This window comes from Candidatus Pelagibacter sp. (genome assembly GCF_052049935.1).
Taxonomy (GTDB): Bacteria; Pseudomonadota; Alphaproteobacteria; order Pelagibacterales; family Pelagibacteraceae; genus Pelagibacter.
Genome location: NZ_JBNGZA010000006.1, coordinates 32385 through 55167 on the forward strand (window position 1 = coordinate 32385; position 22783 = coordinate 55167).

At 29.2% G+C, this 22783-nt stretch carries 26 protein-coding genes and 1 riboswitch; of the genes, 22 read left to right on the top strand and 4 right to left on the bottom strand.

Translation table 11 applies throughout. The features are described 5' to 3' along the window. Position 1 precedes the first annotated feature (1 nt). The 10 genes from ACTT90_RS03930 to panB are packed head-to-tail and all read left to right on the top strand — an operon-like array spanning position 2 to position 7722. Entirely contained in the window at positions 2–649 is a 648-nt protein-coding gene (locus tag ACTT90_RS03930; RefSeq protein WP_440937536.1) for a phosphatidylserine decarboxylase, read from the top strand. Between the two features lie 3 nt (positions 650–652). Beyond that, the gene (gene pssA / locus ACTT90_RS03935) at positions 653–1462 is read left to right on the top strand and encodes a CDP-diacylglycerol--serine O-phosphatidyltransferase (protein WP_440937537.1); all 810 of its coding nucleotides are present in this window, start codon (positions 653–655) and stop codon (positions 1460–1462) included. Continuing rightward, positions 1463–2374 (top strand): glycosyltransferase, encoded by a 912-nt coding sequence (locus ACTT90_RS03940; RefSeq protein ID WP_440937538.1) that lies wholly within the window; start codon positions 1463–1465, stop codon positions 2372–2374. Further along, a complete protein-coding gene (locus ACTT90_RS03945; RefSeq protein WP_440937539.1) occupies positions 2375–2986 on the top strand; it encodes an RlmE family RNA methyltransferase in 612 nt (203 codons plus the stop codon). Positions 2987–3023: 37 nt separating this feature from the next. After that, positions 3024–4097: an IMP dehydrogenase gene (gene guaB / locus ACTT90_RS03950; protein WP_440937540.1), complete on the top strand. Its 1074-nt coding sequence runs from the start codon at positions 3024–3026 to the stop codon at positions 4095–4097. Then, positions 4097–4534 carry a tetratricopeptide repeat protein gene (locus tag ACTT90_RS03955; RefSeq protein WP_440937541.1) on the top strand — a complete coding sequence of 146 codons (438 nt, stop codon included), beginning with the start codon at positions 4097–4099 and terminating at the stop codon, positions 4532–4534. The genes guaB and ACTT90_RS03955 overlap by 1 nt, the downstream gene beginning before the upstream one ends. After that, entirely contained in the window at positions 4524–6086 is a 1563-nt protein-coding gene (gene guaA, locus ACTT90_RS03960; protein ID WP_440937542.1) for a glutamine-hydrolyzing GMP synthase, read from the top strand. Before ACTT90_RS03955 ends, guaA begins: the two co-directional genes overlap by 11 nt. 22 nt (positions 6087–6108) lie before the next feature. After that, positions 6109–6528: a VOC family protein gene (locus ACTT90_RS03965; protein WP_440937543.1), complete on the top strand. Its 420-nt coding sequence runs from the start codon at positions 6109–6111 to the stop codon at positions 6526–6528. 26 nt (positions 6529–6554) lie between these two features. Further along, positions 6555–6959 (top strand): hypothetical protein, encoded by a 405-nt coding sequence (locus tag ACTT90_RS03970; RefSeq protein ID WP_440937544.1) that lies wholly within the window; start codon positions 6555–6557, stop codon positions 6957–6959. Then, the gene (panB, locus tag ACTT90_RS03975) at positions 6946–7722 is read left to right on the top strand and encodes a 3-methyl-2-oxobutanoate hydroxymethyltransferase (RefSeq protein WP_440937545.1); all 777 of its coding nucleotides are present in this window, start codon (positions 6946–6948) and stop codon (positions 7720–7722) included. Before ACTT90_RS03970 ends, panB begins: the two co-directional genes overlap by 14 nt. On the opposite strand, the gene ACTT90_RS03980 is transcribed toward panB, so the two are convergent. The 3 genes from ACTT90_RS03980 to ACTT90_RS03990 form a co-directional block, all read right to left on the bottom strand. Further along, on the bottom strand, positions 7719–8300 hold the full coding sequence (locus ACTT90_RS03980; RefSeq protein ID WP_440937546.1) for a YjbE family putative metal transport protein: 582 nt from the start codon (positions 8298–8300) through the stop codon (positions 7719–7721). The two genes, panB and ACTT90_RS03980, sit on opposite strands and share 4 nt — an antisense overlap. Positions 8301–8369: 69 nt before the next feature. Next, on the bottom strand, positions 8370–8855 hold the full coding sequence (locus tag ACTT90_RS03985; RefSeq protein WP_440937547.1) for a tetratricopeptide repeat protein: 486 nt from the start codon (positions 8853–8855) through the stop codon (positions 8370–8372). Next, on the bottom strand, positions 8855–9628 hold the full coding sequence (locus tag ACTT90_RS03990) for a 5-oxoprolinase subunit PxpA (RefSeq protein WP_440937548.1): 774 nt from the start codon (positions 9626–9628) through the stop codon (positions 8855–8857). Before ACTT90_RS03990 ends, ACTT90_RS03985 begins: the two co-directional genes overlap by 1 nt. Before the next feature lie 24 nt (positions 9629–9652). On the opposite strand from ACTT90_RS03990, the gene ACTT90_RS03995 reads away from it, so the two are divergent. The 10 genes from ACTT90_RS03995 (at position 9653) to ACTT90_RS04040 (ending at position 20425) form a co-directional block, all read left to right on the top strand. Continuing rightward, entirely contained in the window at positions 9653–10324 is a 672-nt protein-coding gene (locus ACTT90_RS03995; protein ID WP_440937549.1) for a 5-oxoprolinase subunit B family protein, read from the top strand. Continuing rightward, positions 10321–11271 carry a biotin-dependent carboxyltransferase family protein gene (locus ACTT90_RS04000; protein WP_440937550.1) on the top strand — a complete coding sequence of 317 codons (951 nt, stop codon included), beginning with the start codon at positions 10321–10323 and terminating at the stop codon, positions 11269–11271. Before ACTT90_RS03995 ends, ACTT90_RS04000 begins: the two co-directional genes overlap by 4 nt. After that, positions 11258–12139, top strand: a complete 882-nt coding sequence (locus ACTT90_RS04005; RefSeq protein WP_440937551.1) for a DMT family transporter — start codon at positions 11258–11260, stop codon at positions 12137–12139. The genes ACTT90_RS04000 and ACTT90_RS04005 overlap by 14 nt, the downstream gene beginning before the upstream one ends. A gap of 22 nt (positions 12140–12161) precedes the next feature. After that, a riboswitch (glycine riboswitch) is annotated at positions 12162–12250 on the top strand. 76 nt (positions 12251–12326) lie between these two features. Then, positions 12327–13430, top strand: a complete 1104-nt coding sequence (gcvT, locus tag ACTT90_RS04010) for a glycine cleavage system aminomethyltransferase GcvT (RefSeq protein WP_440937552.1) — start codon at positions 12327–12329, stop codon at positions 13428–13430. Beyond that, the gene (gcvH, locus tag ACTT90_RS04015; protein ID WP_440937553.1) at positions 13430–13807 is read left to right on the top strand and encodes a glycine cleavage system protein GcvH; all 378 of its coding nucleotides are present in this window, start codon (positions 13430–13432) and stop codon (positions 13805–13807) included. The genes gcvT and gcvH overlap by 1 nt, the downstream gene beginning before the upstream one ends. A gap of 2 nt (positions 13808–13809) precedes the next feature. Beyond that, positions 13810–16680, top strand: coding sequence for an aminomethyl-transferring glycine dehydrogenase (gene gcvP, locus ACTT90_RS04020; RefSeq protein ID WP_440937554.1), 2871 nt, complete (start codon positions 13810–13812; stop codon positions 16678–16680). A 6-nt stretch (positions 16681–16686) separates the two neighbouring features. Further along, complete coding sequence (locus ACTT90_RS04025; protein ID WP_440937555.1) at positions 16687–17934, top strand: NAD(P)/FAD-dependent oxidoreductase; 1248 nt, start codon at positions 16687–16689, stop codon at positions 17932–17934. After that, positions 17927–18691 carry a DUF1365 domain-containing protein gene (locus tag ACTT90_RS04030; protein WP_440937556.1) on the top strand — a complete coding sequence of 255 codons (765 nt, stop codon included), beginning with the start codon at positions 17927–17929 and terminating at the stop codon, positions 18689–18691. The genes ACTT90_RS04025 and ACTT90_RS04030 overlap by 8 nt, the downstream gene beginning before the upstream one ends. Further along, complete coding sequence (locus ACTT90_RS04035; protein WP_440937557.1) at positions 18691–19869, top strand: class I SAM-dependent methyltransferase; 1179 nt, start codon at positions 18691–18693, stop codon at positions 19867–19869. Before ACTT90_RS04030 ends, ACTT90_RS04035 begins: the two co-directional genes overlap by 1 nt. Before the next feature lie 16 nt (positions 19870–19885). Then, complete coding sequence (locus ACTT90_RS04040; protein ID WP_440909188.1) at positions 19886–20425, top strand: DUF3833 domain-containing protein; 540 nt, start codon at positions 19886–19888, stop codon at positions 20423–20425. Here ACTT90_RS04040 and ACTT90_RS04045 read toward each other — a convergent pair whose 3' ends face one another. Continuing rightward, entirely contained in the window at positions 20426–21184 is a 759-nt protein-coding gene (locus ACTT90_RS04045; protein WP_440909189.1) for an SDR family NAD(P)-dependent oxidoreductase, read from the bottom strand. Positions 21185–21208: 24 nt separating this feature from the next. Between ACTT90_RS04045 and ACTT90_RS04050 the strand changes: the two genes are divergently transcribed. Both ACTT90_RS04050 and ACTT90_RS04055 read left to right on the top strand, forming a co-directional pair. Further along, positions 21209–21676, top strand: a complete 468-nt coding sequence (locus ACTT90_RS04050) for a TspO/MBR family protein (RefSeq protein WP_440937558.1) — start codon at positions 21209–21211, stop codon at positions 21674–21676. A 2-nt stretch (positions 21677–21678) separates the two neighbouring features. Beyond that, entirely contained in the window at positions 21679–22782 is a 1104-nt protein-coding gene (locus ACTT90_RS04055) for an NAD(P)/FAD-dependent oxidoreductase (protein WP_440937559.1), read from the top strand. The last annotated feature ends 1 nt before the right edge of the window (position 22783 follow it).

Below are 22783 nucleotides of genomic sequence, written 5' to 3' on the forward strand. Positions count from 1 at the left end.
AATGTTTAGTAAAATATTTCCAAAAATTCATACAGAAGGATATAGATTTTTAATCATATCAGGTGTTGCGACACTTGTATTCTATGCCTTAAGTACTTTTTTAGGATTACTAGGATTAGTAATTACAATTTGGGTTTATTATTTTTTTAGAGATCCAGATAGAACTTCAATTAATGATGATAATTATCTGGTAAGCCCCGCAGATGGTGAAATTATAAAAGTAGAAGAAGTTGATGGACCTAAAGAGTTAGGTCTAGAAGATAGAAAATTTAAAAAGATAAGCATATTCATGAATGTTTTTGATTGTCATGTAAACAGAACTCCATGTAGCGGTAAAATAGATGAAATTTTATATAAGCCTGGAAAATTCTTAAATGCATCACTCGATAAGGCTAGCGAAGATAATGAGAGAAACTATTATAAAATTAAAAATGTAGATGGCGAGGATATTGTTGTTGTTCAGATAGCCGGATTAATAGCTAGAAGAATTGTTTGTGAGTCTTCAAAAGATCAAGAATTGAAACAAGGTGAAAGAATTGGAATGATTAGATTTGGAAGTAGAGCAGATGTTTACTATGAAAATTACGAGCCACTTGTAAAAATTGGACAAACAGCTGTTGCAGGTGAAACTTTACTTGCAAAAAAATAGTTTATGGAAAAGCCAAAAAATAATTTAAAAATTGTTGCAGATCACAGAACAAGAGTAATTTTGCCTAACATGCTAACACTAATAGGTGTATGTATTGGCCTTACTTCAATAAGGTTTGCTTTAGATGGAAAATTTGAGTTTGCAATTATTGCAATTTTGTTTGCCGCATTAATTGATGGCTTAGATGGAAGAATTGCTAGATTGATTAAGGGCACTTCAAAAGTTGGTAAAGAACTAGATTCTTTAACTGATATGATTAGCTTTGGAGTAGCGCCTGCATTTATTATGTATTTTTGGGTAATGAATAATCTTGGAAGATTAGGGTGGTTATTATGTTTAATTTATGTTGTATGTGTAGCTCTCAGACTCGCAAGGTTTAATGTTAATTCAAACCAAGAGCCATCATGGAAAGATAATTTTTTTGAAGGAGTACCTTCACCTGCCGGAGGCATATTGGTTATGACACCATTAATATTTAGTTTAAGTGGATTAGATAAATTTTATATTTTCTCTTTAAATTATAATATACTTTCAGTTGTTTTTTTCATTACAACTTCTATTTTATTAATTAGTAAATTTCCAACTTACTCATTTAAAAAAATTGTCATCAGGAGAAGAACAACAATATTTCTCTTATTTGGTATAATTTTATTTTTTGGATTATTATTGATTTATACTTTTGAAATTATAACAATTAGTTCAATTATATATCTAATGCTTCTACCTATAAGTTTCTTTCATTTTCAAAAACTCAAAAAACAACAAAAAGAAATTGAGAAAGATGAAAATGAAGACCTTGAAGATGTTCTTTAAATGAAGAAAAATGTCATTGTTTCGTTAGCTGATTCAAATTATTTTGAATTAATAGAAGAATTAGTTGACTCGATAAAGAGATTCAAAGAAAGCAGTGAAGTTGCAATTTGTATTTTAGATGCAGGATTAACAGATATTCAGATAGAAAAGTTATCAAAAAAAGTTGACGAAATAAAACCAGCAGCATGGGATATAGAAGTACCCGAATTTAAAGTTAAAGGAAAAGAATGGTTAAAAAGCCAAGTATCAAGAGCTTTTTTACCAAATTATTTTCCTAATTATAAAAAATATCTTTGGATTGATGGCGATGCATGGGTAAACGATTGGAATACTGTAGAGTTATTAATTAAAGCTTGTGATAATGGAAAGCTTGGCATTACTCAAACAGTAGGACCTGGTTACAAGATAACATCAAGAGTAGATTGGTTATTTGGAAAATTAGCAATAATTAAATCACAAAATTTTAAACACGCAATTAAATCAAAAATAGGAATGGAAAAAGCTAGAAAATTAGCATTTGCACCACATATTAATATCGGTGTTTTTTCTTTAGAAAAAAATTCACCAGGTTGGAAAATTTGGCAGAAAAATTTAGAAACAACACTTAAAGCTGGAAATATTTTTGGATCTGAACAGTTAGCAATAAATATGTCAGTTTATATTGATGATTTAGAAACTGAATTTTTGCCACTCAAATGTAATTGGCTAACTAGTAATTTACTTCCAAAATTTGATGAAAAAAACCAAACATTTGTAGAACCTTATTTGCCCAACTATAAAATAGGAATTATGCATTTAGCAGCCGGAATTTGGCAAGATGGAAAAGATATGAGAAATAATAAAGATATCAAAATAGAGATTGATACTTTAGAAAACAAAAAAATTATTAAAAGCCTTAGATACACAAGTTAATTGAAAAAAAATAAGATTTCAAAAAATTGGGTAAACAAACAACGAAGAGATATTTACGTTAGACAATCAAAAATTGATGGTTATAGAGCACGATCTGCTTACAAGTTAATGGAGATTGATGAAAAGTTTTCTATTTTTAAAGGTGGCCTCTCAGTTGTTGATATTGGAGCAGCACCAGGGAGTTGGTCTCAATATGCAGAAAAAAAGATTAAAAACGGAAAATTAATTTCTATAGATTTAAAAGAAATGGAACCTTTGGGAAAGAGCTTACAAATACAGGGAGATTTCACTGAAGATAAAATAAAAGATGAAATTTTAAAATCTGCAGAAGATAAAGTTAATATTGTTATGTCTGATATGGCTGTGAATACAACTGGAATTAAGAATATAGACGCAATTCAAACTGGTGAATTATGTATGGAAGCTATGATTTTTTCTAAAGATGTTTTGCTACAAGAAGGGAGTTTTATTTCAAAAATATTTATGGGCGGTTCTTTTAATGAAATAGTTGCAAAAGGTAAGGAGATTTTTAAAGAGGTTAAGGTTTTTAAACCAAAATCTAGTAGAAAAGATTCTAAAGAGAGTTTTATTATTTGTAAAAAATTGAGATAGAGACTTTAAAAATAAAAGGAATCATATATAAATCGTTATGGATCCTATTAAAGAAGCTCTTACCTTTGATGATGTAACTTTAGCACCAAATTATTCTGAGGTGCTTCCATCAGAGGTTGATACAAGCATTAAACTTTCAAAAAATTTAAGCTTAAAGATACCCATCCTTACCTCAGCAATGGACACTGTTACCGAAAGTAAAATGGCGATTGCTATAGCAAGAGTAGGTGGAATTGGAGTAATCCATAGAAATTTAGATATAAAAAAACAAATTAGTGAAATTCAAAAGGTAAAAAAACAAAAATTATTGGTAGGAGCTGCGGTAGGAGCAGGACCTAATGAACATAAAAGAGCTGAACAAATATTAAAAGAGGGTGTTGACTTAATTGTTGTTGATACTGCCCATGGACATACAAAGAAAGTGGGTGAGATAATTAAATTTATTAAAAAGAAAAAAACAAAAGTAACTTTATGTGCTGGAAATATTGCTACACCTGAAGCTGCAAAGTATTTATTAAACTTAGGAGTTGATATTATTAAAGTTGGAATTGGTCCAGGGTCTATTTGTACTACAAGATTAGTGGCTGGAATTGGTGTGCCTCAATTAAGCGCAATATTGGCTGTAAGAAATGGATTAAAAAATAAGAAAGCAATTATAATTTCAGATGGTGGAATTAAATATTCAGGCGATTTAGCTAAAGCTTTTGCAGCAGGAGCTGATGCAGTAATGATAGGTTCATTGTTTGCTGGAACTGATGAAACACCAGGGAAATTGATTATCAAGAATGGTAAAAAATTTAAGAGCTTTAGAGGAATGGGCTCAGTAGGTGCAATGAATAAAGGATCTGCAGATAGATATTTTCAAAAAAAACAAAAGGATGCTTCAAAATATGTTCCAGAAGGTGTTGAAGGATTTGTTAAATATAAAGGCAAAGTTGTAGATGTATTATATAAACTTGTTGGTGGACTTAAATCATCAATGGGTTATTTAGGAGCTAAACAAATAAAGAATTTAAGAGATAAACCTAGATTTGTTAAGATTACAAAAGCAGGATTTTATGAAAGTATGGTTCATAACGTTGATCAAATTAAAGATGATAGGAAATATTAATGTCAAAAATTATTAAAACTTTATCAGCAGTATTTACTTTATTAGCACTAGTTAGTTTTTCTTATGCAGATGAAAACTACTATGATCAAGCTATAAAAGAGTTTGATAAAAAAGAATATGATGAAGCAAGATTTTTGTTAGAGAGAAATATTGTATTCAACCCTAAGGATGCAAAATCTTATTTGTATTTAGCAAAAATTTTTAAAGAAAAAGAAAATAAGAAAGAAGAAGAAAAAAATCTTAATACCACATTATTATTAGATCCAAGTAACGAAGATGCTACACTTAGATTAATGGATATTGCTGTAGAAAATTCAAACTATTCAGAAGTAAAAGAGCTTTCAGAAAAATTTGTAAAAATTTGTAAAAGTTTATGTAAAGAAAATGAAAGAATTTTAGAGTCTCTAAAAGACTTAGAGCCGAAAAATGACTCTTAATCAAAACTTAGACAAAATTATCATCATAGATTTTGGCTCCCAATTTACTCAACTAATTGCAAGACGTATAAGAGAAGCCAACGTTTTTTGTGAAATCATAAGTCATAAAAAAATTTCAATAAATCAAGTAAACAAAAATGTAAGAGGGCTAATATTATCTGGTGGTCCATTAAATGTTTATCAAAATGACAAATTTTCATTTGATAAAAATTTATTAAAAAAAAATTTACCAGTGCTTGGAATTTGTTTTGGACATCAAATTTTATCAAAAAGCTTAGGAGGAAGAGTTAAACAATCAAAACATAGAGAGTTTGGCTTAGCAAATCTAATCAAAAACTCTAATAGTAAACTTTTAGATGGTTTTTTTGATAAGCAAAATAGATCTAGAGTTTGGATGAGCCATGCAGACCAAGTAACAAAAATTCCAAAATCATTTAAAATTATTGCTAAAAGCCAAAATTCAAAATTTGCAGCTGTTGAAGATAGTAAAAATAACTTTTATGGTGTTCAGTTTCATCCTGAGGTTACTCATACTCAAAATGGGAAAAAACTTATAAACAATTTCTTATTTAAAATTTGTAAAATTAAAAGAAACTGGAGTTCAAAAGATCAAAAATTAAGATTAATTAAAGAAATTAGAGATCAAGTTGGTAACGAAAAAGTTATTTGTGCATTATCAGGAGGTGTAGATAGTAGTGTGGTTGCACAGTTATTAAATAAAGCCATTGGAAAAAAGTTACATTGTATATTTGTGAATACTGGCCTTTTAAGAAAAAATGAAGAAACTCAAGTTGTCAAAACATTTAAAAGTAAACTTAAAATGAATTTAACATATGTTAATGCAGAAAAAGAATTTTTAGGAAAATTGAAAAATGTGACAGACCCTGAAAAAAAAAGAAAAATCATAGGAAATTTATTTATAAATATATTTGAAAGATATTCTAAAAAGATAAAAAATGTAAAATTTTTAGCTCAAGGAACTTTATATCCTGACTTAATAGAGAGCAAATCAGTTACAGGCAGTCAAACTTCAAAAATAAAATCACATCATAATGTTGGTGGACTTCCAAAAAAGATGAAACTTAAATTAGTAGAGCCCTTAAAATTTTTGTTTAAAGACGAAGTGAGAAAATTAGGTTTAGAGTTAAAACTAAGTAAAGAAATAATATCTAGACATCCATTTCCAGGACCAGGTTTAGCAATAAGAATGCCAGGAAACATTACACCGGAGAAAATAAAAATTCTAAAAGAAGCAGATGAAATTTTTATTGATGGTTTAAGAAGACACAATCTTTATGATAAAATTTGGCAAGCTTACGCAGCATTATTGCCAGTAAAGACTGTTGGAGTTATGGGTGATAATAGAACTTATGAATATTTGTGTTTATTAAGAGCAATTACTTCTCAAGATGGTATGACAGCTGATTATTATGATTTTAAAAAATCATTTATTCAAAAAATATCAAATAAAATAGTAAATAGTATTAGAGGAATAAATAGAGTTGTTTATGACGTAACATCTAAACCACCAAGCACTATTGAACTAGAGTAAAAAAATATTATAAAATCTTATTATGAAATATTTGCACACAATGATTAGGGTCTCTAACGTAGAGGAAACTTTAAAATTTTTTTGTGATGGTTTGGGATTAAAAGAAATTAATAGAATGGAAAACGAAAAAGGAAGATTTACTTTAGTTTTTTTGGCAGCTCCTAATGATGAAAATGCACAAATAGAATTGACTTACAATTGGGATGGCGATAATTTAGGAAATGGGTCAAGAAACTTTGGTCATTTAGCATATAGAGTAAAAAATATCTACGAAACCTGTCAAAAATTAATGGATATGGGATACACAATCAACAGACCCCCCAGGGATGGTCATATGGCTTTCGTACGTTCTCCCGACAATATATCAGTAGAACTTCTTCAAGAAGGAAATCTTGAACCTAAAGAACCATGGGTTTCAATGCAAAACATCGGTACGTGGTAGATGAAATTATTTTCTAATTTTTATTTATGTGGTTAGAAAAATTTAACAACGATAAGAAAGAAAAAATAAAAAAACTAACATTTAATTTTGCTGATATAAAAAAAGGTCAGAAGATGTTAATTTCTTCTCCTAAGTCAATTTCAAACTACATAAAAAAAATCCCCATAGGTAAAAAAAGAACGTTAATTCAAATGCGAGATGCACTAGCTAAAAGAGCAAAAGCGGATAAAACTTGTCCAGTTTCTACAGGTATTTTTCTTAGAATTGCCGTTGAGGCCTCTATTGAAGAACAAAAAAATCAAAAATTAAAAAAACCTAAACTTCCATTTTGGAGAATTATAGACGAAAATATGCCAATTTTTAAAAAGCTATCTATTTCAAAATCAATGTTAAATAAATATAAACGAAGTGAATTTAATGAAAAAAATTAAAAATTTACTAATAAAAAAAAATAAAACCAAGATAGTATGTTTAACGGCTTATTCAAAAAATATTGCTCAAGAAATTGATAACTTTGTAGATATAATTTTAGTTGGAGACTCTCTTGGTTCAGTACTTTACGATTTTAATACGACAAGATCAGTAACTTTGGAAATGATGATAAATCATTCGAAAAGTGTAAGAAAAGGTATCACTAAAAGTTTAATGGTAGTTGATATGCCTTACAATACTTACAGAAATAAATCCGAAGCATTAAAAAACTGCAAAAAAGTAACGAAAGAAACAAAATGTGATGCAGTTAAACTAGAAGGTGGGAATAAAAAGATAGTTGAAATAATTAAACATCTAATCAAAAATAAGATACCTGTTATGGGTCATATTGGTCTATTACCGCAAAATGAAAAAGGTAAATTCACATTTAAAGGTAAATCTTCTAAAGAAAAATTAAGATTACTTAATGAAGCAAAAGTTTTAGAGAGAGCAGGTGTTTTTGCAATTGTTTTAGAATGTGTTGAAAAAAAATTATCAAAAGAAATTACAGATCAAATTAAAATTATAACAATTGGCATAGGTGCTTCTCAACATTGTGATGGGCAAATTTTAGTGACTGATGATCTAATTGGTTTAACGAATTCAAAAATTAAATTTGTAAAGGAATTTGGAAATGTAAGAAAGACAATTAGAGATGCTGTTAAAAAATATAAAACAGAAGTTAAATCCCTTAAATATCCATCTAAGAAATATTTATATTAAAAAAATCTCTCAAAATTTTCATTAACTGAAAGAATTTCAAGGTCAATCATACCACTTATTAATAATTGTATAGCTACTAGTAAAATTACAAAAAGACCCAAATAACCTATCCATTTGTATTTTTTAATTTTTTCAGCAAAAAATCTCGCAAGTGTTCCAACGAAAACAACAGATAAAAATAATCCAAAAATTAATAGATTAATATTATCTTTAGCAACACCAACAATTCCGATTACATTATCGAAACTTAAAGTGATATCTGCAAATAGAACTTTGTATACACTTTGAACATAAGATGGTTCTTTAGAAGCTTTAGTGGGTGATTTTATTCTTTTTGTACTAAATAAATCTGTTCTTAGATCATTTACAATCCAAATTAGAAGCAAGCCTCCAAAAATTTTTACAAACGCAAATCCAAATAGATAGGATGCAAAAAAAGCAAAAATAATCCTAAACAGTAGAGCACCGAATAGTCCCCACATTATTATTTGGTAACGATGTTTAGGAGCAAAGCTTGCTGCAATTATACCTATTATAATTGCATTGTCTGCGGCCATCACCAAATTGATGATAACCATTTGGCTTACGATGATAATTTGTTCTAACAATATAAAATTATTTTATAATATTTTTATAAATATTCAAATTTAGTATTTTGATTTTTTTGTGCCTTCAATTATTTCTTTTAGCTCTGAATATTCTTCACAGCTACATCCTTTTAAAATTTGAAGCCTTTCTTTAGCAAGATCCATTCTATTAGTTACAACATACAGTTCGCCAAGATATTCATTTATACCTATATGGTTAGGTTCAATAGCTAGACCTTGTAAATAGTATTTCTCTCCATTTTCAAAGTCACCTAACTTTCTTGTTGTGAAACCAAGATAATTTAATGTATCTGCATTGTTTGGTTTTTTATCATTTGATTTTAAAAGTAATTTTTGCGCTTGTTTATATTTTTTTTCAGCTTTGTCATTTTTGCCATCACTCTCATACTTTTTGGCAGATTTAATTAATTTTACTGCTTTTTTATAATCAGAAACTTTAGGCTGAGAGTCACTTGATGAACCTGCCGCAAATACAGTAGATGATGTTAATGTTAGAATAGTTAAGATTGAAAGTAACTTTTTCATTAAATAAATTTCTCCATTTTGTTTAAAGGTTTTAAATTGAGTTTATTTTCTAGCAAATTATCTCTTATTGATTTTGCAGTTGCTAATGAACTCTCATTATCTCCATGTATGCACACCGAGTCTATTTCACAAGGTATCTGCTTTCCACTGTGACAATTAATTGCCTGATTTTGAACCATACTTAACACGTGTTTTTTTGCTTTTTCTGGATCTGTTATTAAAGCATGAGGTTTTTTTCTAGAAACTAAATTGCCGTCATCTTCATAATTTCTGTCAGCAAATATTTCACAAGCAATTTTCATATTAAGGCTTTTTGCAGCCTTTTCCATTTTTGATCCTGTTGGAACCAAATAAATCAAATCTTTATCTATTTCATATATTACTTTAGCCAATATTGTTGCGAGCTCTATATCTTCACATGCCATGTTATTTAAAGCACCATGAGGCTTCATATGAGTTACATTTTCATTATTTTCTTGAGCAATTTTTTGCAGGATTTCATATTGATCTATAATCAATTTTCTAATTTCATTTTCTGATAAGTTCATCCGTTCTCTACCAAAATTATCTGGATCATTAAATGAAGGATGAGCGCCAATACTGACGCCTCTATTCTTAGATATTTTGATAACTTCTCTCATAGTTTCCTCATCACCAGCGTGATATCCACAAGCAACATTTGCTGAGTTTACTATTTTTAACAAAGCTGGATCATTTTTATTAGAATGAAGTTTAGACTTTTCTCCTAAATCACAATTTATATTAATTTCCATAACTGGTATAATTTATAACATCAAATGATTAAAAATATATTAAATCTTGGAGACTCAGCCGTCTATTGCGATTTTGGTCCTGAAGTAAATAAAGAGACCAACCGAAAAGTAATTAATTATTTTAAATTTTTAAAAGAAAAAAATATTGATGGAGTTTTAAACTTAACACCATCTTATAATAAATTAATAATTACTTTTGACCTAAACATAATTAGTTTTCAGAAACTTAAAGATTTTCTAATAACAATTAAAATTGATCAATCAAAGAATTCTGACGGCAAAAAATTAGAAGTTCCAATATGTTGTGATGAAGAATTTTCGTTAGATATCCAAAGATTGGAAAAGAAATTAAACTTAGATAGTCAAAAAATTCTACAACGAATATTTGAAAAAAAATATTTCTGTTACATGACTGGATTTATAGCTGGTATGCCTTTTTTTGGAGATTTAGATAGTGACATGAGATGTAATAGGTTGGAGACGCCAAGATTAAAGGTTCCAAAAGGATCAATTGGCATTACCGAACAGTTTGCAAATATTTATACGGAGGAAAGCCCAGGTGGGTGGAATATTATAGGGAAAACACCATTAGAAGTTTTCGATCGAAATAATCAAGAAAATCCAGTTTTAATTAATCCAGGTGATGTGATTCAATTTAAATTAATAACTAAAAAAGATTTTGATAACTATAGATGACTTTTAAAATTTTAAGACCAGGAACTCACACTACTATTCAAGATGACGGTAGAAATGGATTTTATCACCTAGGTATCACTGTTAGTGGCGCTATAGATAAAAAAAACTTTAAATTAGCTAATATAATTTTAAATAATAACGTTAACGAGCCATCTTTGGAGTTCGCTTTGCAAGGTCCATTATTAGAATTTGATGGATCAAAATTGTCCATTTGTATTACGGGAGAAGTAAATTTTGATATTATAAGACACAATGAAGAGATTGAAGAAGGCTATTGTTATAAGATTTATAATCTTAATAAAGGAGACAAAGTTGATATAAAATCTACAATCAATTCGCTTTATGGTTATCTTGCTATAAAAGATGGTTTTGATTTTAATAATATTTGGAAAAGTTGTTCAATCAATACTAAAGCCAAAATTGGACCTAATGAAGGAATGAAGTTTGACACAAATCAAATAATTCCCACAAAAAATAATTCTGCTGAAGTTAAGATAAAACAATTAAGATATAAAAATGAACGATCTACAGAAATAAGAGTTATTAAAGGAACAAATTTTAATTACTTTTCTAAAGGAGCTCAAAGTAATTTTTTTAATAAAAAATTTAAAATAACAAATATGGTTGATCGTATGGGTATTAGACTTGAGGGCAATAAGTTAGAAAATATTGTTAGTTCAAATATTAAATCAGAAGGACTTATAAAAGGTGTGATTCAAGTTCCTGGTGATGGAAACCCTATAATCATGTTAGCTGATCATGGTACAATTGGCGGATACCCTAAGATTGCAACAGTTATATCTGCAGATTTAGATAATTTATCACAACTGAAGCCAAATACTGAAATTAGATTTAAAGAAGTAAGTCTTGAAGAAGCTGAAAATTTATTTATGAGTTACACAAAAGAAATCAATAAATACTCAAAAATACTCAATGAATATAATTAAAAAACTTCCTGGTCCTTTATTAGTTTTTATGGGAGCCTGCAGTTTAAGTTTTGGAGGTTTAATTGTTAAATCATTTGAGGGAGCTACTTTGTGGCAAATATTATTTTGGAGAACTGTATTTTTTTTACTTATTATAAGTGTTTATCTTTTTATTACTTACAGATCTAAATTTTTAAAATCTTTTTACGATTCTGGAATACCAGGTTTTTTTGGTGGGTTTATTTTATCTTTTGGTTTTTGCGGATATGTATTTGCCATGTACAACACTACAGTAGCTAATGCTAATTTCATAATTCAAACACAAACAATTTTCCTTGCAATTTTCGGATATTTTTTTCTCAAAGAAAAAATTTCAGCAATAACACTAGCATCAATTATTTTGGCAATTTCAGGAATTTTATTAATGGTTGGAGGATCGTTGTCACCTGGTCAAATGACTGGCAATCTCGCAGCTTTTTTAATGCCAATATCTTTTGCTGTTTTGATATTAGTTGTAAGAAAGTATCCTAACGTAGACATGGTTCCTTCACAGTTTATTGCTGGCGTGTTTGCTTTAATCATTGGATATCTAATGTCAGGGAAAATATTAATATCTGGTCATGATATATTTTTAGGTTTTTTAGCTGGTTCTCTTCAATTAGGTTTAGGATTTATTTTTATTACAATCGGTGCACAACGAACACCATCAGCGATGGTAGGAATCATTATGTTAACTGAGGCAGTTTTAGGACCATTATGGGCTTGGATATTTATTGATGAACAACCACCAATGATTGTTTTATTTGGTGGATCAATTGTAATCTTTGCAGTTCTATTACAATTTTATTATTTATTTTCAGTTGAAAAAAAACAACTTAATACCAATTGACTTTTATTTCATAATAAGTGATTATTGTTCAACGGGAGAGACTACTTAATTTGTAGCGCCGAAGGAGCAACTGCCCAGGAATCTCTCAGGCAAAAGGACCGTTACGTATTAACTCTGGAAAGAGATTAAATTCTCGCCGAAGGAGCAAAACTCTCAGGCAAATATACAGATGGGTAAAAGAGTTAATATGACAAAAAATAAAACTTCATTATTTAATCTTCACCAAACAAACAAGGCAAAATTTGTTGAATTTGCAGGTTATGAAATGCCTATTCAATATGAAAAAGGAATAGTTGAAGAACATAAAATCACCAGGTCTGCTGCTGGAATATTTGACGTTTCACACATGGGTCAACTATTTATTTATGGTGATAATAAATTAACAGAAGATTTAGAAAAAATTTTTCCATTAAACTTGAAAAAATTAAAAGTTTTCAAGTCAAAGTATAGTTTCCTTATGAATGATCAGGCAGGAATACACGATGATTTGATAATTACAAAATTAGAAGATGGTTATTTAATGATTTTAAATGCAGCATGTAAAGATAATGACTTCAAAATAATTAAAGAATTATTAGGAGAAAATTATAAATATGAATTAAAAGATGATAGATCGCTAATTGCTATACAAGGGCCTAACGCCGTTCAAATTCTCAACGATATAACTCCAGAAGTAAACAAATTAAATTTTATGTCTGGGGGTTGGTTTAATTATTTAGAAAATAAAATATTTGTCACTAGATCTGGATATACCGGAGAGGATGGTTTTGAGATTTCCGTTCCAAATAGTTTGGCAGAAGAGTTTACAAAAAAATTAATGGGCAAAGGTGCTGAATTAATTGGTTTAGGAGCGAGAGATACTTTGAGACTAGAAGCTGGTTTGTGTTTGTATGGACATGAATTAAATACAAACCTTACACCTATAGAAGCTAATCTTAACTGGGCTATCTCAAAATCAAGATTAGATGATATGAATTTTATTGGTTCAGTAATGATAAAAGAACAGTTATCCCAGGGAACAAAACAACTGAGAGTTGGAATACAGCCTGAAGGGAGAATTATAGCTAGAGAAAAAACAAAGATTTTTAATGATAAAAATCAAATTATTGGTGAAATTACGAGTGGAACATTTGGACCCAGTGTTAATGGACCAATAGCTATGGGATATATAGATAGTGAATATTCAAATAAAAATTCTAAAATTTTTCTTGAGATTAGAGGAAAAAAACACTCAGCAAATATCAGTGGATTACCATTTTATAAAAAAAGCTATGTGAAAGGAGCAGTCTAATGAGTGAAGTAAAATTTTCAAAAGAACATGAGTGGATTAAAGTAGAAGGGGATACAGCTACGATTGGAATTACAAAGCATGCTACTGAAATGTTAGGGGATATTGTATTTGCTGAGTTACCAGACAAAGGTTCAAATGTTGAAAAAGATGGAACTGCTGGTGTGGTCGAGTCAACTAAAGCTGCTAGTGATGTTTATACTCCAGTAAGTGGAGAAGTGGTTGATACTAATCAAACCATTGTAGATGATCCTGCAAAAATTAACGAGGACCCAGAAGGTTCAGCTTGGTTTTTTAAGTTGAAATTAAAAGACCCTTCAGAAATGGACTCTTTAATGAGTAGAGATGAGTATGAAAAATTTGCAAAGGAGAATTCATAATTATGTTACATAACTCTCAAAAAGATTTCTTAAAAAGACATATTGGACCTTCTAAAGAAGAACAAGCTAAGATGCTTGGGGAACTAAATTACAAATCTCTAGAGGATTTAATCAAAGATACGGTTCCAGCAAAAATACAATTGAAAGATGGTTTAAATATTGGAGAGTCAAATTCAGAGTATGAAGCTTTAAGAAAATTAAAGGCAATCTCTAAAAAAAATCAAATATATTCAAATTTTATTGGTATGGGTTATTACGGAACTTATACCCCATATGTTATTTTAAGAAATATTCTTGAGAACCCAGGATGGTATACTTCTTATACTCCTTATCAGCCAGAAGTAGCTCAAGGAAGATTAGAAATGTTATTAAACTTTCAGCAAATGATTGTTGATTTCACTGGCATGGACATTGCGAACGCATCTTTACTTGATGAAGGAACAGCTGCTGCTGAAGCAATGGGATTAAGTCATAGATTAAATAAAAAAGATAGTAATTTGGTTTTTGTCTCAGAAAATTGTCATCCACAAACAATTGATGTAATTCAGACAAGAGCAGAACCAATGGGATTAAAAGTTCTTGTTGGTGATGAAGATAAAGTTTTGGGTCAATTAAAGGAGGATTTAGTTTGTGGAATTCTTCAATACCCTGGAACTTTAGGAGACATCAAAGATCCAAGTGAAGCTATTAGCAAAATTCATAAAAAAAATGGTAAAGCCGTACTTGTTTCAGATCTGTTAGCTTTAGCATTACTTAAAAATCCAAGAGAATTAGGCGCCGATATTGCTGTTGGGAGTTCACAGAGGTTTGGAATTCCAATGGGTTATGGTGGACCACACGCAGCTTTCTTTGCAACCAAAGATGAATTTAAGAGATCTATGCCAGGAAGAATTATTGGTGTTTCAGTAGATAGACATGGTAACAAAGCTTACAGGTTATCTTTGCAAACTAGAGAGCAGCACATTAGAAGGGATAAAGCGACAAGTAATATTTGTACAGCTCAAGCCTTGTTAGCAATTGTTTCGGCAGCATATGCCATTTATCATGGTCCCGAAGGTATCAAAACGATAGCAGAAAGAGTTTCTCAATTAGCTAAAAATTTTGCTGATAAACTAAAACAATCTGGATATGAAATTTACTCAGATCATTTCTTTGATACAGTTACAATTATTACTAATGACAAAACTGAGCAGATTTATAAAAACGCACTAGATCAAAAGGTAAATATAAGAAAAGTAAATTCTGAAATGCTAGCAGTTTCTTTTGATGAAAAGAAAAATGTTTACAGAGTAAATCAGCTGTTAAAAATATTTAATGCAGCTGAATCTATCAAAAAAGAAGACCCAACAGTAAGTTTACCTAATTTACCAAAAAATTTATTGAGAACTTCAAAATATCTAGAACACCCTGTTTTCAATTCATATCACTCAGAAACTGAGATGCTTAGGTATTTAAAAAAATTAGAAGACAAAGATATAGCACTTAATAGAACTATGATTGCACTTGGTTCCTGTACTATGAAATTAAATGCTACTGCAGAAATGATACCTATTTCATGGAGAGAATTAGCAGAACCTCATCCCTTTGTTCCGATCGAACAAATGGAAGGATACAGAGCATTATTCACTGATCTTAAAAATTGGCTAAGATCAATTACTGGTTTTTCTGGAGTATCACTTCAACCAAATGCAGGTGCCCAAGGAGAATATGCAGGACTAATGGTAATTAGAAAATATCATTTAGATAGAGATGAAGGAAACAGAAATATATGTCTAATACCAAGCTCAGCACATGGAACAAACCCAGCTAGTGCCCAAATGGTTGGAATGAAAGTTGTAGTTGTTGATTGTGACAAAGAAGGAAATGTTGATTTTGAAGATCTTAAGAAAAAAGCAGAAGCACATTCTGAAAACCTTGGAGCATTAATGGTTACATACCCTTCTACTCATGGTGTATTTGAGGAAAAAATTACAGATATATGTGAGTTAATCCACAAACACGGAGGTCAAGTATACATGGATGGTGCAAACTTAAATGCTCTTGTTGGAATAGCAAGACCAGGAAACTTTGGACCAGATGTTTGTCATATAAACTTACATAAAACATTTTGTATTCCACATGGTGGAGGAGGACCAGGAATGGGACCAATTGCTTGTAAAAGACATTTGCAAGTTTATTTACCTAATCATCCAGTTGTAAAAGATTGTGGACCAGCAACAGGTATAGGTGCTGTTTCTGCAGCCCCATGGGGAAGCTCAAGTATCTTATCAATATCTTGGATGTATATAAAGATGATGGGTTCTGAAGGTTTAAAATATGCTACAGAGGTAGCAATCCTTAACGCAAACTATATTGCAAACAGATTGAAAGATCATTATCCAATTTTATATAAAGGAGCTAATGGCAATGTAGCTCACGAATGTATTATTGATATTAGAAACATTAAATCAGATACCGGTATAACAGAGGAAGACATCGCAAAAAGATTAATTGATTACGGATTTCATGCTCCAACAATGTCATGGCCTGTTGCTGGAACAATGATGATTGAACCAACAGAAAGTGAAAGCCTCTCTGAGCTAGATAGATTTTGTGATACTCTAATCAGTATTAAAAAAGAAATAGACAAAATTAAATCAGGCGAATTTGATAAATTGGATAACCCAATTAAAAACTCACCACATACAGATATAGAACTAACAACAGATAATTGGGAACATAAATATTCTAGAGAGGAAGCAGCTTACCCAGCTAAATTTTTGAAACAAAATAAATTTTGGCCACCAGTAGCTCGAGTAGACAATGTATATGGAGATAAAAATATCTTTTGTACATGCCCAAGTATGGATGAGTTCAAAGAAGACGCGGCATAATCATTAATGAAAATTGCTGTAATTGGATCAGGTGTTTCTGGTTTAAGTGCTGCTCATTATCTTTCAAAAAAACATAAAGTTGATTTATTTGAAAAAGAAGATCGATTTGGTGGTCACGCACATACTATAGATATTAATTTAAATGAAAAAAATAGAGTACCTATAGATGTAGGATTCATGGTCTTTAACAAGGTTACTTATCCAAATCTTATTTCTTTTTTTCAAGAGAATAATATTGCTATAGAAAATAGTGATATGTCTTTTTCAGTATCAGTGAGAGAAACAAAAATAGAATATTGTGGAAAAGGTATAAAAGGAATCTTTTCAAATTTAAGTAATTTATTTGATATTAAATTTTTTAAAATGTTTTTAGAGATAATTAGTTTTTATAAAAATTGTGAAAATCTTGATCCAAAAATATTAGATAAAAACATTACGCTCGGTGAATATTTGAAACAAATAAATATTTCTGAGTATTTTGTTAAATTTCATATTATACCTATGGTTTCAGCAATCTGGTCAATGCCACCTTACGAATCTTCGCAAATGCCAATGAGTTTCTTTTTAAGTTTTTTTAAAAATCATGGATTGTTTAAACTAAAAGATAGACCTCAATGGTATACCGTTTCAAATAGAAGCAAAACTTATGTAGATAAGATTTTAAACTCTTTAAGTGGTGAGTATTATAAGAATTATGAAATAAACAAAATAAAAAGAGACACCAATGATGTAAAAGTTTATTACGGATCTGATAATGAATTTTTTAATTATGATAAAGTAGTATTAGCTACACATGCTGATCAGGCATTGAAAATTTTAGATGAACCATCTTTAGATGAAAAAAATATATTAAGTAATTTTCAATATAAAAAAAATATCGCAATAATTCATTCCGATGAAAGAGCTATGCCTAAAAATAAAAAAGCTTGGTGTTCGTGGAATGCTTCAATGAACAAAGACAATTTTGATTTATCTTCAGTTACATATTGGATAAATCAATTACAAAATTTAAAAATAAGTGAAAATATTTTTTTAACTTTAAATCCAATATTTGAGATAGATAAAAATAAAATTTTTGAAACTATTGAGTTTACTCATCCTTACTATGATAAAAATGCTTTGAATTCACAATTAGATTTAGAAAAAATTCAAAATAAAAACAAAATCTTATTTTGTGGAAGTTATTTTGGTTACGGTTTTCATGAAGATGGAATAAAATCATCCATCGAAATGCTGAAAACCATTAATGACTAGTTCCTCAATTTATAATTGCACGGTAGTGCATAAAAGATTTATACCTAAAGAACATCATTTCAAATACGATGTATTCGCTCTATTTTTAGATCTTTCGGAGTTATCAAATATTGAAAAAAATATTCACTTATTTTCTTATAATAAATTTAATTTAATTAGTTTCCACGATAGTGACCATGGTCCAAGAGATGGCTCTTCAGTTATTGATTGGGTCAAAAAAAATTTAATAGAAAATAAAATTGATACAGAAAATATTAAGATAAAACTATTATGTTATCCAAGAATTTTTGGATATGTATTTAATCCTCTTAGCGTTTTTTATATTTATAATGCGGATGAAAAACTTATTTCAATTTTATATGAAGTAAAAAACACATTTGGTGAACAACATACTTACGTTTTTAAAATTGAAGGTGATGAAAATCTTCTTCAACATAATTGTGAAAAAAAATTCCATGTATCTCCTTTTATTGAGATGGAATGTAAATATTTTTTTAGAGTTTTAAAACCATCTGAGAAAATCTCAATTATTATTGACCAATATAAAAAAAATGAAAAACTTTTATATGCATCTCAAGTTGGGAAAAAAACCGAACTAAATAATAAAGAATTATTCAAATCTTACATAAAAAATCCAATGATGACTTTTAAAATCATTATAGCGATACATTTTGAAGCCTTTAAATTATGGATGAAAGGAATAAAATTTATAAAGAAAAAATTAAAAATAAAAAATAATTTAACTTTTGAAAACTAATGATACTAAACCAAGCATCAGATAAAATTGTATATAGTCTTTTAGATAAGATAAATTATGGCCACCTAGCTCTTGAAACACACGACAAAAAAAAATTTAATTTTGGTGATCCTGACAGTAAATTAAAAGCATCAATAAGAATTAAAGATCGATCATTTAATTTTAATTTGATTAAAAATGGAAGCATAGGATTTGCCGAAAGTTATATGAAAGATGAATTTGAAACAGATAATTTATCTGATTTAATCGAAATTACAGCTAGAAATATAAATGTTGTTCATAAATTTTCAGGAGTATTAGATTTTCCAATAATTAATTTTATAAAATCAAAAATTATAAAAAACACTAGAACAAGAAGTAAAGAAAACATTGCTAAACACTATGATCTAGGAAATGATTTTTTTTCACTATGGCTAGATGAAACTCTTACTTATTCTAGTGCAATTTTTGATGAAAAAAATTTAAACTTATCTGCAGCACAAAATAATAAATATCAAAAATTAATTGATCTAATCAAACCTAAAGAGGGTGATAAAGTTTTAGAAATAGGATGTGGCTGGGGTGGTTTTGCAGAGTATCTTGGCAAAAATTATGACGTCAAACTTGATTGTATAACCATTTCAAAAAAACAATATGAATATGCCAAAGAAAGAATTTATAAAAATGGGCTAAATGAAAAAGTCAATATCGAAATAAAAGATTATAGAGATTTAAATGATAAATATAATTCAATAACATCAATAGAAATGATTGAGGCTGTTGGTCAAAATTATTTACAAAGTTATTTTAATACCATAAAAAATAGTCTTAAAGATAACGGTACTGCAGCAATACAAGCAATTACAATAGATGATGAACTTTCTGATAGATATAAAAATAAGCAAGATTTTATTCAAAAATATATTTTTCCTGGAGGTTTTTTACCAGCAAAGAAAAATATCCATGAATATGCAAACGATAACAACTTATCATTTGAAAAAGTAAATTCTTATGCTGATCATTATTCAAAAACCTTAGCAATTTGGAGAGAAGATTTTAATGAAAAATGGGAAGAGATTAAAAAACAAGGTTTTGACTTAACCTTCAAAAGAATGTGGGAATTCTACTTATCTTATTGTGAAGCAGGCTTTAAATCAAAAAATATTGATTTAATTCAATTTTCTTTGCAAAAAAAATAGTTATAACAATAATCCTATGCAAAAGTTAAATTCCATTCTACTATTAATTTGTGTATTCTTAGTAACAAATTGTTCATCTAAAAATGCTATGAAACCAGAAGATTTTAAAGATAAAACCCCACGATTAATAATCGAAAATTATTTATCAGGTAATGTTAAAGCTTGGGGAATTCTTCAAAATAGATCTGGAAAAGTTACAAGACAATTTTCTGCTGACTTAAATGGAAAATGGGATGGTAAACAATTAATTTTAGATGAAAAATTTAATTGGGATAATGGTGAAATTCAAAATAGACAATGGCAAATAACTAAGATTGATGAGCATAATTATGAGGGGACAGCAGGGGATGTTGTTGGAAAAGCAAAAGGCTATTCATATGGACCTGCATTTAAATTCGAATATGTATTGCTTGTACCAGTTAAAGGTAAAGATTTAAAAATCACGTTTGATGATTGGATTTTCATGCAAGATGAAAGAGTTGCAATTAATAGAGCGACAATGACTAAATTCGGTTTTAAAGTAGCCGAACTAACAGTGTTTTTTGTAAAAGATTAATTATTTTTTTTGATATTTTGTAAGTTTACCTATTAATCCAAGATAAATTCTATGTGGTAAAAAACTTAGAAACTTTAATATTAGAGTTAATTGTTTTGGAAAATGTATTTCAAAATCATTACCTTTTACTAAGCCATTAAATATTTTTTCCGCTGCAAATTCAGGCGTTCTTAAAAATGGCATCTTAAAATTATTTTTATCTGTCATTGGAGTTTTAATAAACCCAGGTGAAATTAAACAAACACGAACATTATCTCTTTTAAAATCGAAATATAAACTTTCAGCTAAATTATTTAAGGCAGATTTTGATGGACCATATCCAGTAGAATTTGGTAAACCTCTGTAACCAGCAATTGATGAAACAATGCCAATTGTTCCATTTTTTTTATTTCTAAAATGTTCCTCAACAGCTTTTATGCAATTTACTGTCCCAAAAAAATTTACTTTGAATACCTCTTCCATTTGTTCAACATCAATTTCCTTTTCTTTTTTTGGATTCCATGTACCAGTTGAAAAAAAACAAATTTCTATATTCTCATTTTCTTTTTGAATTCTTTCGAATACAGCTTTGCATTGATCTTTATCTGTTACGTCTAGTGCATAACCTTTTATATTTTCATTATTTGATGAAATTTCATTTAATAAGTTTTCTCTTCTAGCTGAAATAACAACATTCCACCCACTATCAGCAAATTTAATTGCCAAAGCTTTTCCTATACCAGTGCTACCACCTGTTATCCAAATTGTTTTTTTATTCATTGTATAAAGTTGTATAATATTAATATGTTAAAAAATAAATTATTAACTTTTATTTTATTTTTAATCGTTACTTTTTCAGCATCTTTTATTGGTGGAATCGTATCAATTTATTACAAAGATCCTTGGTATTCTCTTTTAACAAAACCATCATTTAATCCTCCAGATTGGATTTTTGCTCCAGTGTGGACAACACTCTATTTAATGATGACATTTTCAATTTGGATTTTTTGGCATAGTAAAAAAAAAGAAATTCAAACAGTTTACATTTATTTTATACATATAGTTGTAAATACAACTTGGACTATAGCTTTTTTTCTTCTGCATAATCTAGTTCTGGCAGCATTTATATTGGTTATATTAATAATCTTAATCGTTGTAATTATTTACAGATTTAAAAATGTCAATTTGATCAGTGTATATTTAATGATTCCATATTTACTTTGGTGCTCATATGCCTTACTTTTAAATATTAGTTTAATCAGATTGAATTAAATATGGATGATGTTGTAATAGTTGGTGGTGGAATAATTGGAGCGGCTACTGCTTATTTTTTATCAAAAGAAGGTAGGAAAGTTAAAGTAATAGAAAGAGACCCAACTTATAAAACAGCATCTTTCCCTTTGTCTCTTGGAGGATTTAGAAGACAATTTTTTCAAAAAGAAAATATTTTATTAGGTAAGTTTGCTAGAGATTTTGTTTTTCAAATACCAGAATTATTAAAAACTGAGAAGAATCCCAATCCAACAGCAAGTATGGTTACAAATGGATATTTACTAATGTTTGGGAAAGAGCACGCCGAAGAACAATACAAAGCTTTAGAAAATCATAAAGCTTGTGATGCAGGCACTAAAAATATTAAAGGATCAGATTTATCTAATTATTTTCCTTATATGGTTAATGAAGATATTGAAACTGCAACTTTTACAGATAATAAAAGCGAAGGTTGGATAGATCCTTTTTTGTTTCATAGTGCATTAAAAAGTAAAGCAATTGAATTAGGAGCTGAATTTATTAAGGGAGACGTTAAATCTCTTTCAGAGATAAAGGCTAAAACTATAGTTTCTGCTGCTGGCTGTTGGACTAAAGAATTACTTGAGGATATACCTGTTGAGCCACAAAAACACACTGTGTTTAGAGTAAAATGCCCTAAACACATTCCAGAAATGCCTTTGTGCGGTGATTTAACAACAGGAGTTTATTGGAGACCTGAAGGAAAAGAATATTTAGCAGGATCGCCAAAATCAGTTTTTGATGCAGATGATTTAGAACCAGCATGGGATGATTTTGAAGAATATGTTTGGCCAGCTCTTGCAAAGAGAATGCCTGCTTTTGAAGAATTAAAATTAACTGGTGGATGGGCAGGTTATTATGATTGTAATAGACTGGATAACAATGCTGTCGTAGGGAAACACCCAAAGTTTGATAATGTTTATCTTGCTACAGGTTTTACTGGTAGAGGATTAATGCAAGCTCCTGGTATTGGAAGAGCATTAACAGAATTAATAACTACAGGCGCATACCAATCAATTGATATAAGCAACATGGCTGTTGAAAGAGTTTTAGGCAAAGAAGCTAGACACGAACCTTACGTTTTATAAT